The organism is Anaerococcus tetradius ATCC 35098 (genome assembly GCF_000159095.1).
GTDB lineage: Bacteria > Bacillota > Clostridia > Tissierellales > Peptoniphilaceae > Anaerococcus > Anaerococcus tetradius.
The window spans coordinates 213,485-229,287 of the sequence record NZ_GG666297.1; the positions used below are offsets into that span (position 1 = coordinate 213,485).

A 15,803-nucleotide genomic window follows, 5' to 3' on the forward strand; every position below is an offset into this window, starting at 1 on the left:
TATTATGACTATCAAATTTGCTTGCGCACCAATTGCATGGACTAACGACGACCTACCAGAACTTGGGAAAGAAAATACATTTGAACAATGTATCTCAGAGATGGCTCTTGCTGGCTATCAAGGAACAGAAGTTGGAAACAAATACCCAAGAGACCCAGAAGTTCTTAAATCCTACCTAGAACCAAGAAATCTAGAAGTAGCAAGTGCATGGTTTTCTGCATTCTTAACAACAAAACCATATGAAGAAACTAAGAAAGCCTTTATTGAACACAGAGACTTCCTCCATGCCATGGGAGCAAAAGTTATCGTTGTAGCTGAACAAGGTCATTCAATCCAAGGTCAAATGGATACACCAGTATTTAGCAAAAAACCTACATTCACTGATGAAGAATGGGATAGACTAGCTTGTGGCTTAAACAAACTAGGTGAACTTGCTCTAGAAAAAGGCATGAAGATAGTTTACCATCACCATATGGGAACAGGTGTTCAAACAACAGCAGAAGTTGAAAAATTAATGGAAATGACCGATCCTGAAAAAGTATTCTTACTCTATGATACAGGCCACCTAGTATTTTCAGGGGAAGACCCAATTGCCTTTTACAAAAAATTCTCAAAAAGAATTAAACACATCCACTTCAAAGATATAAGAGCTGAAAAACAAAAACAATCAAAAGAAGAAGAATGGTCATTCCTAAAATCTGTATTCCAAGGAACTTTCACAGTACCTTCAGATGGATGCATAGATTTTGAAACTATCATAGATATGATTCTTGAAGATGGCTATGAAGGTTGGATCGTAGTAGAAGCAGAACAAGATCCAGCCCTAGCAAATCCATTCTTATATCATAAAAAAGCTAAAAACTTTATGGATATGTTAATAACCAATAAACTTATAGCTAAGAAATAATGGTGGACTTATGTTTTTTGTAATAGCGAGCTTCGCCATCATAGTTTGTCTTATAGGCTTTATCGCCTATAAGAAGACTATGGGCCAAGTAGATACATCATCATCTGAAGGATATTTCCTTGGAGGTAAATCATTAGCTGCCCCAGTAGTTGCTGGAACAATAATAATGACTAACCTTTCAACAGAACAAATAGTAGGACAGAATGGTCAGTCCTATGTTGCTGGAATGCAGGTAATGGCTTGGGAAGTAACAAGTGCTGTTGCTATAGCTCTTCTTGCAGCAGTTTTTCTTCCTAAATATTTTAGGTATGGTATAAATACAATTTCCGATTTTATAGAGATTAGATATGATACTGCAACAAAAAGAATAGTATCAATCCTCTTTATAATCACCTACATGGTATCATTCATGCCGGTTGTATTGTATTCTGGAGCCTTGGTATTTAATAAATTATTTAGGGTTGACCAACTTTTGGGTATTTCTCAGCTATCAGCAGTTACCCTAATGGTAATCTTTATAGGAGTAGTTGGTGTCTTGTACCTATTCTTGGGAGGAATGACCCTATCAGCTTACTCAGATACTATTTACCAATTTGGTTTAATCATAGGTGGACTTGCCATACCATTTTTGGGATTGAAATTGTTAGGTGGTGGTTCCTTCCTATCAGGAATTGAACATGTAACTCAAAACACACCAGAATTGTTAAACTCAATAGGAGCGGTTGATTCAAAAATTGTTCCTTGGCCAACCTTGTTTACTGGAATGTTCTTTAACAATCTTTTCTTCTGGTGTACAAATCAAATGATAGTTCAAAAAGCTTTTGCAGCTAGAAATTTGAAAGAAGCACAAAAGGGAGCTTTAATAGTTGGAACCTTCAAAATATTTGGAGCCTTATTCCTAGTATTTCCTGGAGTAGTAGCAAGAAATATGTTTGGTGATCAATTCTTAAGCTTACAAGATGGTGCATATCCACAATTAGTAGTAGATGTCCTACCACAATGGGCTATGGGCTTATTTGGAGCAGTTATATTTGGTGCTATCCTATCATCATTTGCAGGAAGTCTATCATCAACATCAACACTTTTTGCCCTAGACTTCTATAAACCAATTATTAATAAACAAGCCACTGATAAACAGATGGCAAGGATTGGTAAAATAACAAATGTAAGCTTGGGTATAATTTCTATAATAGTTGCACCTTTTATTTCAAAAGCAGGCTCAGGCCTATACGCTTTCGTACAAGAATTTAACGGCCTATACAACATGCCACTATTAATAATGATTCTATGTGCCTTTTATTATAAAGAAGCTACTGCAATAGGAGCAAAAACTACAATGATATTCCATGTTGTTGTTTATGCCCTATCAAAAATTGTATTAAGAGATGTACATTTCTTATATGTATTAAGTGGTCTATTCTTTATAGATTTCCTAGTAATGATTGTAGTTAGTAAATTAACTTTTAAAGGAAAAGGTTTTAACTTGAGCGATTATTCGATTGCCCAGGAGGTAGAAGTAGAACCTTGGTCAAAGGTTACAATTTGCTCAATTATAATAACTTTAGTTGTTGTTGGAACATACTTGTTCTTCTCACCTATGGGAATAGCAAGTGTATAATAAATAAATAGAAAGAGGAGAAAAATTATGAAAAAATTAAATGTAGGTATTTTTGGAGCAGGAAGAATCGGTCAAATCCATGCAATGAACTTGGTAAACAATCCAAACATCAAAATTAAAAGGATTGTTGATCCATTCGCAGATAAGTTAAAAGACTTTGAAGAAAAAATCGGTATCAAATTAGAAACAGACCCTGAAGTTATCTTTAATGATGAAGAAATTGAAGCTGTATTAATCTGTACACCAACAGACACTCACGTTGACTATATAGTAAAATCAGCTGAAAAAGGCAAACACATCTTCTGCGAAAAACCAGTTTCTCTATCAGATGAAGAATCAATGAGAGCTTACAAGGCAGTAAAAGAAGCAGGAGTAAAATTCCAAATCGGTGTTAATAGAAGATATGATAGAAACTTCGCTTATGCCAAAAAATTAATTGATGATGGAAAAGTAGGAGAACTTGAATTAGTAAGAGTAGACTCAAGAGACCCTGAAGCTCCACCATTATCATATGTTAAATCTTCAGGTGGACTTTTCATGGACATGACAATTCATGATTTCGATATGGCAAGATTCTTGACAGGCAAAGAAGTTGTAGAAGTTTATACCCAAGCAACAGTTAAATGCAACAAAGAAATTGAAGGAATAGACGTAGATACAGCAATTATCAATCTAAGATTTGAAGATGATTCAATAGGTGTAATCCTAAATTCAAGAAGAGCTGCCTACGGTTACGATCAAAGAGTAGAAGCTTTTGGTTCAAAGGGAACTGCTATGGTTGAAAATGACCTAGAAGCTAATGTAATTTTTGCTGACAAGGACGGCTATCATGCACCAAATCCTGAATTCTTCTTCCTACAAAGATATACAGGAGCTTACAATGCAGAAATAAATGACTTTGCTGATGCAGTATTCAATGATAGAGAAACATCAGTAACAATTGAAGATGCAATCATGGCTCAAAGAATTGCTATAGCTGCCAAAGAATCTCTAGATTCTGGACAAGCAGTCAAAGTAAGGATGATTGACTAATGAGTGTAAAAAAGAAAATTCTAATAATAGCAGAAACAGGAATATCCGCAGAACTATTTAAAGAAAAATTTCAACACTTTATAGATATCTCAAAGTCATGCGCTTATGTTGAACTAACAAGCTTGAATGACTTTGTCGATAGGCTTAACAAGGAAAAATATACCCACATACTTGTAGCCCCTAACGCTCATATTTTGGAAAATCATATCAAGGAATACCTAAGAAGGGTAGATTCAACCGACACAAAAGTAGAACTAATATCTGAAACAGATTATCTAACTATGAATGTCGAAAGAATAATGCTCGACCAGCTATAAGGAGAAATCATGATAAAAATGGCTTAAGAAAAGGAATTAGCCAAGACTTTATAGAAAGATTCTCAGAAAGTTTCAAAGATGAACTAAAAGAATTTGTAGCCTGCGTAAAAGAAAATAGAAAGCCATAAATAACTGTCTATGATGGCACAGCAGTATCTCATATAGCCTACAAATGCAAGGAAAGCTTTGAAACAGGAAAATTGGTAGATATTGATTAACTTAAAAAGCAAATAGAATTAGTAAACTTACCGAATTAATTTTAATCCGAATGAAATATCGTTATTGAAGAAAGCTCCTCTGGGGCTTTTTTCAATTGTAAAACTTATAGGAGTCTTTGATATACTATGAGATTAAAAGAGATAATTTAATTCCTTGATTTATATTGACTTTTCTATGTATTATCATATATTAGCATAAATCACAAATTTTTTAGGAGTTATTATGAATCATTACCTAACTGATGATAAGCCAAGCAAGGCCATTATCAAATTTTCCCTTCCTATGATTATAGGATCCTTCTTCCAACAAATTTATACTTTAGTAGATTCTGCTGTAGTTGGCAAATATGTGGGCGAAGCTGCTCTTGCTTCCATTGGAGCAAGCTTTGCACTTACTACAATTTTTATTTGTATAGCTGTAGGTGGTGGGGCAGGAGCTTCGGTTCTTATAGCTAGATATTTTGGGTCAAGAGATTATAAAAGGATGAAGAGTGCCATTTTTACATCCATGCTTGCCTTCCTTATTATAGCCATAGGCCTTTCAGCCTTTGGACTTCTATTTTCTAGGAAATTAATGGCTATGCTAAATACTCCAGCTGATATTTTGGATATGTCAGTTGTTTATTTAGACATTTATTTTTATGGCCTAGCTTTTTTGTTTATGTACAATATTATCTCAGCCCTCTATCAGGCCCTTGGAGAATCCAGAATCCCCCTATACTTTTTGATTTTTTCTTCAGTATTGAATGTGATTTTGGATGTTTACCTGGTTAGGGACTTAGCTTATGGCATAAAGGGAGCAGCCTATGCGACCCTCCTTGCCCAAGGGCTTTCAGCAATATTATCTTTTCTAGTATTTATTAGACATTTGAGAAAATTTGATGTCAATCCTGATAAGCTCTTTGACTTTAAGGAGCTTAGACTTATAAGAAGGCTAGCCCTTCCATCAATCTTGCAACAATCAACTGTAACTATAGGCCAGCTTCTCGTCCAAGCAGTTGTAAATTCTTTCGGCGTAGAAAGTCTTGCTGGATTTTCGGCAGCCATTAGGGTAGAAAGTCTGATTATTGTACCGATAACAAGCCTCGGTAATGCAATTTCTTCTTATAGTTCACAAAATGTTGGAGCAAGAAAGCTAGATAGGATAGTAAAAGGGCTTAGGGCATCCCTAATACTGCTTGTAGGCTATTGCCTTTTAGTCTTTATAATCCTTAGGACAAATTACTCAGCTATAACAGCCTTCTTTATGAATGAGAACTCATCTGAGCTTGCCATAAGAACTGCCGACTCCTATCTTAAATTTATAGCTTTTTTCTTTATCCTAGTAGGAGGCAAGCATTGTGTTGACGGCGTTCTAAGGGGAGTGGGAGATGTGAGAGTTTTTACCCTAGCTAATATAGTTAACCTATCCCTAAGAGTATTTCTTTCGATGACCCTTGCCCATAAGATAGGTATTTCCATGGTCTGGTATGCAGTACCAATCGGCTGGTTTTCAAATCTAGTAATTTCTTCTATTTATTACGAAAAAATAAGAAAAGACTCTTACAAGTTAATATTTTAATAAAGGATTGCCCTTAATCAATAAGCCATTAATTAAAAATGAACTGACCTTAAAAGTTAGCCCAAAAACTAACAAATAAGATCAGTTCATTTTCATATTTTTAAGTTATTTACTAATATCAGTAGAATTTTTCTTAATAAATTCATCTATTTTTTTGAAATAGTCCTTGTCAGCATAGACTGAATCAGCATGACGAAAGCCTTGGATGATTAATTTCTCCTTAACTCCCTTTTTTATAGCAAACATTTCATCGGTCATCTCTTTTGGGATGAAGTCATCGCCAGTAGTATGGATAAACATTATAGGGACTTTGGCTTTGGCTACTTGGTCTATGGGCCTAATCTTTTTTAGGTCGATACCAGCCTTAATTTTTGCCATGGTGTTTGCCATATTTAAGACTGGAAAGCTTGGAAGTTTAAATCTTAGCTTTAATTCCTTGGAGAATATCTCCCACACAGAGCTATAACCGCAATCGTCAATAATTGATGTAATATTCTTTGGTAAATCAAAGCCTGAAGCATTTAGGACTGTGGCTGCTCCCATGGAAGTACCATGGAGGCTAATTTGAGCTTTTGGATTTTCCTTTATAATGTAAGATACAAAATTCATCAAGTCTTCACTATCCCTACCACCCATGCCTATATATTTTCCTTGGCTAGGCTTATGACCTCGCAAGCTATAGGTTAGGACATTGTAGCCTAACTCGTAAAAATTTGCAGCAAGGATTTGGGCCTTCTTTTCGCTGGATTGGTAGCCATGAACAACTATAATCCACTTATCCGTCTTTTGGGCTTGCTTAAAGATGTGTCCGTAGAGGGTCAAGTCATCCTTAGTCTTTACCTTTATATCGCGAGTTAGCTCTCTTACATCTACTAGCCACTCATCCCTCTTATTTTCCAATTCTTTCTTTCGCTTTTCCTTTATATCTTCATAAACTGTAGGGTTTTTCTTCTTGGGCCTATTCTTTCCGCCAGCATTTGCTACAAGGGCGTAGTTTACAAAATAAGAACCCACAAAATAAGTCGTTCCTATTATAAGAAATAGGCAAGCGATAATAATTCTTTTCCAATATTTTTTAATAAATTTCATATTCACCTCGTTTTTAAAACTAGATGAATATACTTTATATTTTAATTTCCAAAAGTCAATAAATTATAGGACGAATTGAGCTATACATTTGGAAATCTTAATTATATCGACATTAGACCTAAAATCGAAGCTTAGTTTACTTCCATCGGTAAAGGCGAGTATAAGTTCGCTATCTATATCAAGCACTCCTGCTGTTTCTATTCCAAAATATTGAACTTTAGAATAAGGGTAGGAAATGTAGGATCTTTTCTTTCCTGTTATTCCTTGAACATTTACCACAATAATTCTTTTTGTAGTAAAAATAACCTGATCTCTTATAGTTTCAAAAGCTTGAACCATATCCTCACCGCCAACAAGAAAGTCCAAGACTTCTCTTCTAACCTTACTAAGATCAATTTGTTTGAGGTTAAATGTATTGGAATCTCCGATAATTCCGCTTCCTATTACTGGCATAATTTCTCCTTTTTTCTTTGATTATAACATTTATTTACCTATTAACAAAAAAACTCGAGCCTAAGCTCGAGCCTTGTTTGTAATTAGATTAATTTTTTAACTTCTTCTAGAGCCTTATCGAAGTCAACCTCGTTAGTAACTTCAGGAACATATTCTACATATTGGATAATTCCTTCTTTATCTACGATTACTACTCCCCTTGTCAAAAGCTTTAGCTCATCAATCAAGAAGCCATACTTGTAACCGAATTCTCTTTCTTTGTAGTCAGAAACCATTTCAAGGTTTTTGATATCCTCGTTAGAGCAAAATCTTTGTTGAGCAAAAGGTAGGTCTTCTGTGATAGTAACAATTACTATATCATCAGATAATTCTAGGGCATCCTTGTTGAATTTTTTAGCTTGAAGAGCACATACGCTTGTATCAAGTGAAGGTGCTACTGAATAAACAACAAGCTTTCCCTTCAAATCTTCTGAGTTGAAATCAGAAAGGTCATTCTTTGTTGCTGTGAAAGCTTCTGCCTTATCTCCCTTTTTGACTTGTGTACCTAATAGATTTATTTTATTTCCTGCAAATGTTATATTCATAATTCCTCCTAAAAATATCTTTTTACAAAATTATTATACCCAAATAATGTTAAAAAAGTACCCTAAATTTAAAAATTCTAATAATTTATCTTATAAATTACTTTGCTAGCTCTTTGCCTATTCTAAGTGGTTGTGAAATTTCACTTAGCATGTAAAAAATTCCTATCTCCGACACAAATCCCTAAAATTCAAGCTTAATTGACTTAGAAGACTAGGGATGCTATCATATAATTGTAATAAAAAAATATGTATTGAGGAGGATACACATGAAAGAAAAAATTCAAAGATTTGGTGGAGCGATGTTCACACCTGTTATGCTTTTTGCAGTCAGTGCTCTACTAATAGGCTTTGGAATCCTTTTTACAACTGAAGTAATTATGGGTCCAATAGCTAGTGAAGGAACACTGTGGTTTGGATTTTGGGATATGATTCTATCCGGAGCCTGGGTAGTATTTAATCAATTACCATTATTATTTGCAATAGCTCTTCCAATAGGACTTGCCAAGAAGCAAAATGCCAGAGCGAGCATGGAAGCTTTTGTTATCTACCTAGTTTTCTTAAACTATGTATCAACAATTCTAAAACATTGGGGAGGAAGTTTTGGAGTAGATTTCACCCAAGAGGTGGGCGGAGCAAGTGGTCTTGCTATGATTGCAAATATCAAGACCCTAGATATGGGAATGATGGGAGCCCTTTTAATATCTGGCATCGCTATTTACCTACACAACAAATTTTTCGATACTAGACTTCCAGAAGCCTTGGGAGTATTTAAGGGTTCAGCCTTTGTTTTGGGAGTTGGCTTTATAGTAATGATACCTGTGGCTTTCCTAGCGGTATTGATTTGGCCTAAGGTTCAAGCTGGAATGAATATCTTTAGGGATGTGATTCTAAACTCTGGAACAGCTGGTGTTGGAATATTTGTTCTTTTGGAAAGACTCTTGATTCCCTTTGGTCTTCACCACTTGTTGTATGCACCAATGTTTTATGATAGCTTGGTTGTTCCTGGAGGAATTTATGCTTATTGGGCACAAAATCTTCCACAAATCGCAAAAGCAGCTGGCTCTCTAAAGGAAATTGCACCTTATGCCCAACTAACTGCAACAGGTTGGTCTAAGATATTCGGCTGTGTCGGTGTTGGACTTGCCTTCTACAAGACAGCCCTTCCAGAAAACAAAAAGAAAATTGCAGGACTTATGATTCCGGTAGTCCTTACTGCAGTCCTTAGTGGAGTTACAGAACCAATAGAATTTACTTTCTTGTTTATCGCTCCTCAATTATTCGTAGTTCACGCAATCCTCGCAGCTATCTTGGCTATGGTCATGAATATATTCGGTGTTGTAGGAATATATTCTGGAGGAGTTATAGAGATGGCATCCCTAAACTGGATACCTCTTGGTGCTCATCACTGGAAGACCTACCTAATCATGTTAGTAATCGGCCTTATTGCAATAGCAGTTTGGTATTTTGTATTTAGCTTCCTTATAGTTAAGTTTAAATTCCAAACACCAGGCAGAACTGCCTCAGAGGACTCTAACAAGCTTTATACAAAGAAAGACTACAAGGCTAAAAAGCAAAAAGAAGGAACTGAAGGAAAAATCGTAAAAGAAGCAGATAAGTTCGAGTTAATGGCTGACGAAATCCTAGCAGGCCTTGGTGGTAAGGAAAATATCAAAGATTTTACTAATTGCGTAACAAGACTTAGAGTTAACGTGATTGACCCAGAAAAAGTAGCTGACGATTCTTATTTCAGGGAAATAGGAAGCTATGGAATTGCTAAAAGCGGAAATTCTGTCCATGTAATAGTGGGTATGGATATCCAATATGTAGCAGACGCCTTTGGCGAATTAGTATAAATAGAAAAGAAAAGATAGAAAAGAATAAAAGAAAAATTTAGCAAAAGAAGGAGAAAATTATGACACAAAAACATTCAATCGTAATCGCAGGTGGTGGATCAACATTTACACCAGGAATTATCGGCATGCTCTTGGATAATCTCGACAGATTTCCACTAAGATCAGTTAAGTTATATGATAATGACGCACAAAGACAAGAAATAATAGGTAAGGCCCTTGAAATATTTATAAAGGAAAGACATCCAGAAATTAAATTCACTTATACAACAGACCCTAAAGAAGGCTTTAGCGATGTTGATTTCGTTCTTGCCCAACTAAGGGTTGGTAAGTATGAAATGCGTGATAGGGATGAGAAAGTTCCATTAAAACATGGCTGTATAGGTCAAGAAACATGCGGACCAGGTGGAATGAGCTATGGTATGCGTTCAATCGGTGGAGTTCTAGAAATCCTAGACTATATGGAAGAATACTCACCAGATGCTTGGATGCTTAACTACTCAAATCCAGCTGCAATAGTTGCAGAAGCTACAAGAAGATTAAGACCAAACTCAAAAATCATCAACATCTGCGATATGCCAATTGATCTAATGTATAAGATGGCAGATATGGTAGGACTTAAAGAATGGCAAGAGCTTGACTTCTCTTATTATGGTCTAAACCACTTCGGTTGGTTTACAGCGATTTCTGACAAAGAGGGTAATGACCTTATGCCTCAAATCAAAAAGCACGTTTCAGTTAATGGCTTTGCTGATGGAATAGGAACAGCTCAACACCTTGATCCATCATGGGTAGAAACCTTCACCAAGGCAAAAGACGTTTATGCCCTAGACCCAGCAACAATTCCAAATACCTACCTCAAATACTACTTCTACCCAGACTTTGTATTGGAGCATACCGATCCAAAACACACAAGAGTAGATGAAGTAAGAGAAGGAAGAGAAAAACAAGTCTTTGGTTTCTGTCAAGATATAATCGACAAGGCAACAGCAGAAGGAGTTGAAATAGAACTTGACGCTCACGCAACCTACATCGTAGACCTTGCCATTGCCCTTGCTGAAAACACAAAGGAAAGATTCCTACTTATAGTTGAAAACAATGGAGCAATTCCAAACTTCGACCCAACAGCAATGGTAGAAATTCCTTGCCTAGTTGGTAAAAATGGAATCGAAAAAATCAACCAAGGCCCAATTCCACAATTCCAAAAAGGACTAATGGAACAACAAGTTTCAGTAGAAAAACTCGTAGTAGAAGCTTGGATTGAAGGAAGCTACCTAAAGATGTGGCAAGCCCTAACCCTTTCACAAACAGTACCAAGTGCAAAAGTTGCGAAGGAACTTCTTGATGATTTAATAGAAGCAAACAAGGGTTACTGGCCAGAACTAAACTAATGGTAAATATATAATATTAAAAATCTCTACTTGGCGTATAGTATGCTTAGTAGAGATTTTTTAGTGGAAAAATTTATATATAAGTTTAACAATAGGGGTGATACTATCAGTTTAGAAAAATTAATAAGGGATAATGAACACAAATTTACCCAGACAGACTATGTGATAGCCAATGAAATATTACAAAGAGGCCTTGCCTATTCGCTAACCATCAACGAATTTGCAGGAATTTGTTACACATCGAGGACTTCTGTCCTAAGATTTGCCAAAAAGCTGGGCTTTAATGGTTACAATGACTTAAAATATTATATATTAAACGAAAAGATTGATATTGTAACATCAACTTCAAGCAAAAAAGACCTAAAGTTAGAGCAAACTTACCAAAAACTAGAAACGAGCAAAAGAGCCTTTATCTACGGAAATGGAGCCTATGAAAATATAATAAAGGATTCCATAAAAAGGTTTCTCTTTGACGTAGGCATCCTCGCTGAAAGCTACGCTGGGGCTGAGGAGATAGTTGCCTTTGACAAAGAAATGCTAGAAGATAGTTTGGTTATCATAGTAGACTTTTCCAATGATAAAAGAAGCGAAGAACTTATGTTTCAAATTGCAAGCATAAACTGTGGCAAAATTATAATAGGAAGCGAATACAGGTCAATGACAAAAAGTGATTACAATATATTCTTGAAAGAAGAAAATAGAAAATTAAGATTGATCAGTCCCTACATCTTAGAATTGGAAAAATTTTTTACTGGATTTATAGAAAGGCATAGCCATGATATTAATGAATTTAATTAGGGAAAACTATTCTAAGCTCAACAAAAATGACCTTAGAATATACTCCTACATAGTACAAAACAAAAGTGAGGCCAATGAGCTTTCCATTAATGAACTTGCCGATAAACTTGACCTAAGCACAAGTTCCATCATGACCTTTACCAAAAAGTTGGGACTTGAAGGCTATAGCGAACTAAGATATCTAATCAAGTGGAGCGAGGAAGAAATCCAGGGCTCTACTTTCAATGACAATGAGATAGAATATACCAAAAATGACATCAATCTAACGATGACTATGATGTCTTCCCTAAACCTTGATGGACTCTTTGAGAGCCTAAATGCGGCGGAAAGAATCTTCGTAATAGGCAATGGCTATGTCCAACACAATGTAGCAGAAGAACTCAAGAGAAACTTCCTAAATGTTGGAAAAATTGTAATTATCATAGACCAGGCCAGTGACTACGAACAATATGTAGAAATGATTGGCGAAGGAGACGTGCTCTTCGTCATATCCTTTAGGGGAGAAAACAAGAGCTTAATTGATTTTTTAGATAGGCTTGATAAAAATGTAGTTATAGCATCCATAACCAAACTATCTAACAACACCATATCCCACAGGTCTGATTACAACATAGCCTTCGTAACTCACGAAGTCTTTGACTTCAACCAAAGGATGAAAATATCGCCTGTTTCTCAATTCTATGTAGTAATAGACTTCATAATCCTAAAATATCTTTCATTCATAGAAAGAAAAGCAAGAAGCAAAAAAAGAGAAGCACAAAGACCTTCAAGTCAAGAAATATAAGTAATTTACTTGACAATAAAGCTTAATACATGTAAAATATTTAAGGATTGGCATAGATTGCCAATTATTTAATTATAAAAGAAAAGGAGGTGCATTATGCCTACAATCAATCAACTTGTTAGAAAAGGTAGAAAAAGCGAAAAATCTAAATCAGATACACCAGCTTTAGGTTACAACTACAACACACTTAAAAGTAGAATTACACCAAACCAATCACCACAAAAACGTGGAGTTTGCACATCTGTAAGAACTGTAACACCTAAAAAGCCAAACTCAGCACTAAGAAAAATTGCCAGAGTTAGACTTACAAACGGAGCTGAAGTACTATCTTACATTCCAGGAATTGGACACAATCTTCAAGAACACAGCGTTGTATTAATTAGAGGTGGAAGAGTAAAGGACCTTCCAGGTGTTAGATACCACATCATCAGAGGTACTCTAGATACAGCAGGAGTTGACGGAAGAAAACAAGGAAGATCTAAGTACGGAGCTAAAAAAGCTTAGTATTTAGCGAAATAAGTGCATAATGTACCTATTTATATACAAGGTATATGTGCACACTAACGATTACTTTGTAATCGAGTACTCAAGATATTACACATAATTGGTAAAGGAGGGAAGAAAAGTGTCAAGAAAAGGACATATACCAAAAAGAGAGGTAATGCCTGATGCTAAGTACAACGATAGAGTTGTTACTAAGCTAATCAATAACGTAATGTTAGATGGTAAAAAAGGCCGTGCTACAAGAATAGTTTATGAAGCTTTTGATATCGTTAATGAAACAACAGGTAACGATGCCTTAGAAGTATTCTATCAAGCTATGGAAAATATAATGCCAACACTAGAAGTAAAAGCCAGAAGAATTGGTGGTGCTAACTACCAAGTGCCAATGGAAGTAAGACCAGAAAGAAGACAAACACTTGCTCTTAGATGGTTAGTAAACTTCGCAAGAGCACGTGGCGAAAAAACTATGGTAGAAAGATTATCTAAAGAAATATTAGATGCTTCAAACAACGCTGGTGCAGCAGTAAGAAGAAAAGAAGAAATGCACAGAGCGGCAGAAGCAAACAAAGCTTTCGCACACTATAGATACTAGAAATAGGGGGACAAATGAAAAGAGACGTCTCATTAAAGGACACCAGAAACATAGGTATCATGGCCCATATAGATGCTGGTAAAACAACTGTAACAGAAAGAATGTTATACTATACCGGAAAAATCTATAAAATTGGAGATACTCATGATGGTACCGCAGTAATGGACTCCATGGAACAAGAAAAAGAGCGTGGAATCACAATCGGTTCTGCTGCTACAACTTGTTATTGGAACAACAACAGAATCAACATCATAGACACTCCTGGCCACGTGGACTTTACTGTAGAAGTAGAAAGATCACTAAGGGTACTAGATGGCGCAGTTGCACTATTTGATGCAAAAAGCGGTGTAGAACCTCAATCAGAAACAGTTTGGAGACAAGCTGACAAGTACGACATTCCAAGAATTTGTTTCATTAACAAAATGGATGCTACTGGTGCTGACTTCTTCATGGCTGTTGATACTATTAAAGATAAACTAAAAGCAAACGCAGTTCCAATAGAAATTCCAATAGGTGCAGAGCAACAATTCGAAGGAGTAATTGATCTTGTAACTATGGAATCTGTAACCTACAACACGGAAGACCTTGGAGCTCACCCAATCAAAGGTGAAATTCCAGCAAACCTAGTAGATCTTGCAGAAGAATACAGAGCTAACCTACTTGAAGAACTTTCAGAAATTGATGATAACATCATGATGAAATACCTTGAAGGCGAAGAAGTATCTGTAGAAGAAATCAATGCTGCAATTAGAAAAGGAACTATAGAAAAGAAAATATTCCCATGTCTATGTGGATCAGCTTACAAGAATAAGGGAGTACAAGCCCTTCTTGATGCTATCGTAGAATTTATGCCAAGCCCACTAGATATACCAGCAATCCAAGGAACTGACCCTAAAGATGACTCAGTAATCCTAGAAAGACACCCTGGAGATGAGCAACCACTATCAGCTCTAGCCTTCAAGGTAGTAACAGATCCATATGTAGGTAAACTAATCTATGTAAGAATCTACTCTGGTACAATCGAATCAGGCTCATACATCTACAACGCAACTAAAGGAAAAAGGGAAAGAGTTGGACGTATCATGCAAATGCACTCCAACAAACAACAAGAAATCGAAACAGGTTTCTCTGGAGATATCGTAGCCCTACTAGGACTTAAAGATACAACAACTGGAGATAGCTTATGCGATCAAGATAACCCAATAATCCTTGAAAACATGGAATTCCCAGACCCAGTAATCTCAGTTGCTATTGAACCAAAAACAAGAGCATCTCAAGATAAAATGATTGTAGGTCTTCAAAAACTTGCAGAAGAAGATCCAACCTTCCAAACAAAATCAGACGAAGAAACAGGTCAAACAATCATCTCAGGAATGGGAGAGCTTCACCTTGAAGTAATCGTAGACAGACTTCTAAGAGAATTCAAAGTAGAAGCAAACATCGGTAACCCACAAGTAGCTTACAGAGAATCAATCACCAAAGAAGCAGAAGCACAAGGTAAGTTTGTAAGACAATCAGGTGGTTCTGGTCAATACGGTGATGTAATACTTCAAGTTATGCCAGGCAAGGAAGGCGAAGGAATTACCTTCGAATCTAAGATTGTCGGTGGTGCTGTACCAAAAGAATACATCAAGCCAGTAGAAGCAGGTGTAAGAGAAGCAGCTCTAAGCGGAATCCTTGGTGGCTACCCAATGGTAGACATCCATGTAATCCTAGTAGATGGTTCTTACCACGAAGTCGACTCATCAGAAGTTGCCTTCCACGTTGCAGGAAGCATGGGCTTTAAAAACGCAGTAGCAAAAGCTGGTCCAATCCTACTAGAGCCACTAGAAAAAGTAGAAATTACAACTCCAGACGAATACCTCGGAGATGTAATGGGCGATGTTTCATCAAGAAGAGGAAAGATTGACGGAATGAATCCAAAAGATGGAATTCACGTTCTAGATGCCTTCATTCCACTATCAGAAATGTTCGGATATGCAACAGACCTAAGAAGTAAAACTCAAGGTAGAGCAACATACTCTATGCAATTCGACCACTATGCACAAGTTCCAGAATCTGTAAAAGAACAAGTATTAGACAAATAATAATATAGGAGAATAAAA

15 protein-coding genes are annotated in these 15,803 nt (G+C 36.1%); 12 read left to right on the top strand and 3 right to left on the bottom strand.

Annotated elements, in window-relative coordinates; translation table 11 throughout:
• Nucleotides 1–4 precede the first annotated feature (4 nt).
• The 5 genes from iolE to HMPREF0077_RS06330 all read left to right on the top strand — a co-directional run bounded on the left by iolE (nucleotide 5) and on the right by HMPREF0077_RS06330 (nucleotide 5,653).
• A complete protein-coding gene (gene iolE, locus HMPREF0077_RS06310) occupies nucleotides 5–907 on the top strand; it encodes a myo-inosose-2 dehydratase (protein ID WP_004837167.1) in 903 nt (300 codons plus the stop codon).
• Between the two features lie 10 nt (nucleotides 908–917).
• Nucleotides 918–2,525 carry a solute:sodium symporter family transporter gene (locus tag HMPREF0077_RS06315; protein ID WP_004837168.1) on the top strand — a complete coding sequence of 536 codons (1,608 nt, stop codon included), beginning with the start codon at nucleotides 918–920 and terminating at the stop codon, nucleotides 2,523–2,525.
• 27 nt (nucleotides 2,526–2,552) lie between these two features.
• Nucleotides 2,553–3,557: an inositol 2-dehydrogenase gene (iolG, locus tag HMPREF0077_RS06320; protein ID WP_004837169.1), complete on the top strand. Its 1,005-nt coding sequence runs from the start codon at nucleotides 2,553–2,555 to the stop codon at nucleotides 3,555–3,557.
• Entirely contained in the window at nucleotides 3,557–3,874 is a 318-nt protein-coding gene (locus HMPREF0077_RS06325; RefSeq protein ID WP_004837170.1) for a hypothetical protein, read from the top strand. Before iolG ends, HMPREF0077_RS06325 begins: the two co-directional genes overlap by 1 nt.
• A gap of 441 nt (nucleotides 3,875–4,315) precedes the next feature.
• Nucleotides 4,316–5,653: an MATE family efflux transporter gene (locus HMPREF0077_RS06330; protein ID WP_004837171.1), complete on the top strand. Its 1,338-nt coding sequence runs from the start codon at nucleotides 4,316–4,318 to the stop codon at nucleotides 5,651–5,653.
• Between the two features lie 105 nt (nucleotides 5,654–5,758).
• Here HMPREF0077_RS06330 and HMPREF0077_RS06335 read toward each other — a convergent pair whose 3' ends face one another.
• The 3 genes from HMPREF0077_RS06335 to tpx form a co-directional block, all read right to left on the bottom strand.
• Nucleotides 5,759–6,742: an alpha/beta hydrolase gene (locus tag HMPREF0077_RS06335; protein WP_004837172.1), complete on the bottom strand. Its 984-nt coding sequence runs from the start codon at nucleotides 6,740–6,742 to the stop codon at nucleotides 5,759–5,761.
• Between the two features lie 63 nt (nucleotides 6,743–6,805).
• Nucleotides 6,806–7,195 carry a PH domain-containing protein gene (locus HMPREF0077_RS06340; RefSeq protein WP_004837173.1) on the bottom strand — a complete coding sequence of 130 codons (390 nt, stop codon included), beginning with the start codon at nucleotides 7,193–7,195 and terminating at the stop codon, nucleotides 6,806–6,808.
• Between the two features lie 83 nt (nucleotides 7,196–7,278).
• Complete coding sequence (gene tpx / locus HMPREF0077_RS06345; RefSeq protein WP_004837174.1) at nucleotides 7,279–7,779, bottom strand: thiol peroxidase; 501 nt, start codon at nucleotides 7,777–7,779, stop codon at nucleotides 7,279–7,281.
• A gap of 266 nt (nucleotides 7,780–8,045) precedes the next feature.
• Between tpx and HMPREF0077_RS06350 the strand changes: the two genes are divergently transcribed.
• From HMPREF0077_RS06350 to fusA, 7 genes are all read left to right on the top strand, one after another.
• Nucleotides 8,046–9,632 carry an alpha-glucoside-specific PTS transporter subunit IIBC gene (locus HMPREF0077_RS06350; RefSeq protein WP_004837175.1) on the top strand — a complete coding sequence of 529 codons (1,587 nt, stop codon included), beginning with the start codon at nucleotides 8,046–8,048 and terminating at the stop codon, nucleotides 9,630–9,632.
• Nucleotides 9,633–9,691: 59 nt separating this feature from the next.
• Nucleotides 9,692–11,020, top strand: coding sequence for a 6-phospho-alpha-glucosidase (locus HMPREF0077_RS06355; RefSeq protein ID WP_004837176.1), 1,329 nt, complete (start codon nucleotides 9,692–9,694; stop codon nucleotides 11,018–11,020).
• A 42-nt stretch (nucleotides 11,021–11,062) separates the two neighbouring features.
• Nucleotides 11,063–11,818 carry a MurR/RpiR family transcriptional regulator gene (locus HMPREF0077_RS06360; RefSeq protein WP_004837177.1) on the top strand — a complete coding sequence of 252 codons (756 nt, stop codon included), beginning with the start codon at nucleotides 11,063–11,065 and terminating at the stop codon, nucleotides 11,816–11,818.
• Entirely contained in the window at nucleotides 11,796–12,602 is an 807-nt protein-coding gene (locus tag HMPREF0077_RS06365; RefSeq protein WP_004837178.1) for a MurR/RpiR family transcriptional regulator, read from the top strand. Before HMPREF0077_RS06360 ends, HMPREF0077_RS06365 begins: the two co-directional genes overlap by 23 nt.
• Nucleotides 12,603–12,698: 96 nt before the next feature.
• Nucleotides 12,699–13,106, top strand: a complete 408-nt coding sequence (gene rpsL / locus HMPREF0077_RS06370; RefSeq protein ID WP_004834930.1) for a 30S ribosomal protein S12 — start codon at nucleotides 12,699–12,701, stop codon at nucleotides 13,104–13,106.
• 121 nt (nucleotides 13,107–13,227) lie between these two features.
• The gene (gene rpsG / locus HMPREF0077_RS06375; RefSeq protein ID WP_040349525.1) at nucleotides 13,228–13,698 is read left to right on the top strand and encodes a 30S ribosomal protein S7; all 471 of its coding nucleotides are present in this window, start codon (nucleotides 13,228–13,230) and stop codon (nucleotides 13,696–13,698) included.
• Nucleotides 13,699–13,712: 14 nt separating this feature from the next.
• Nucleotides 13,713–15,785, top strand: a complete 2,073-nt coding sequence (fusA, locus tag HMPREF0077_RS06380) for an elongation factor G (RefSeq protein ID WP_004837180.1) — start codon at nucleotides 13,713–13,715, stop codon at nucleotides 15,783–15,785.
• The last annotated feature ends 18 nt before the right edge of the window (nucleotides 15,786–15,803 follow it).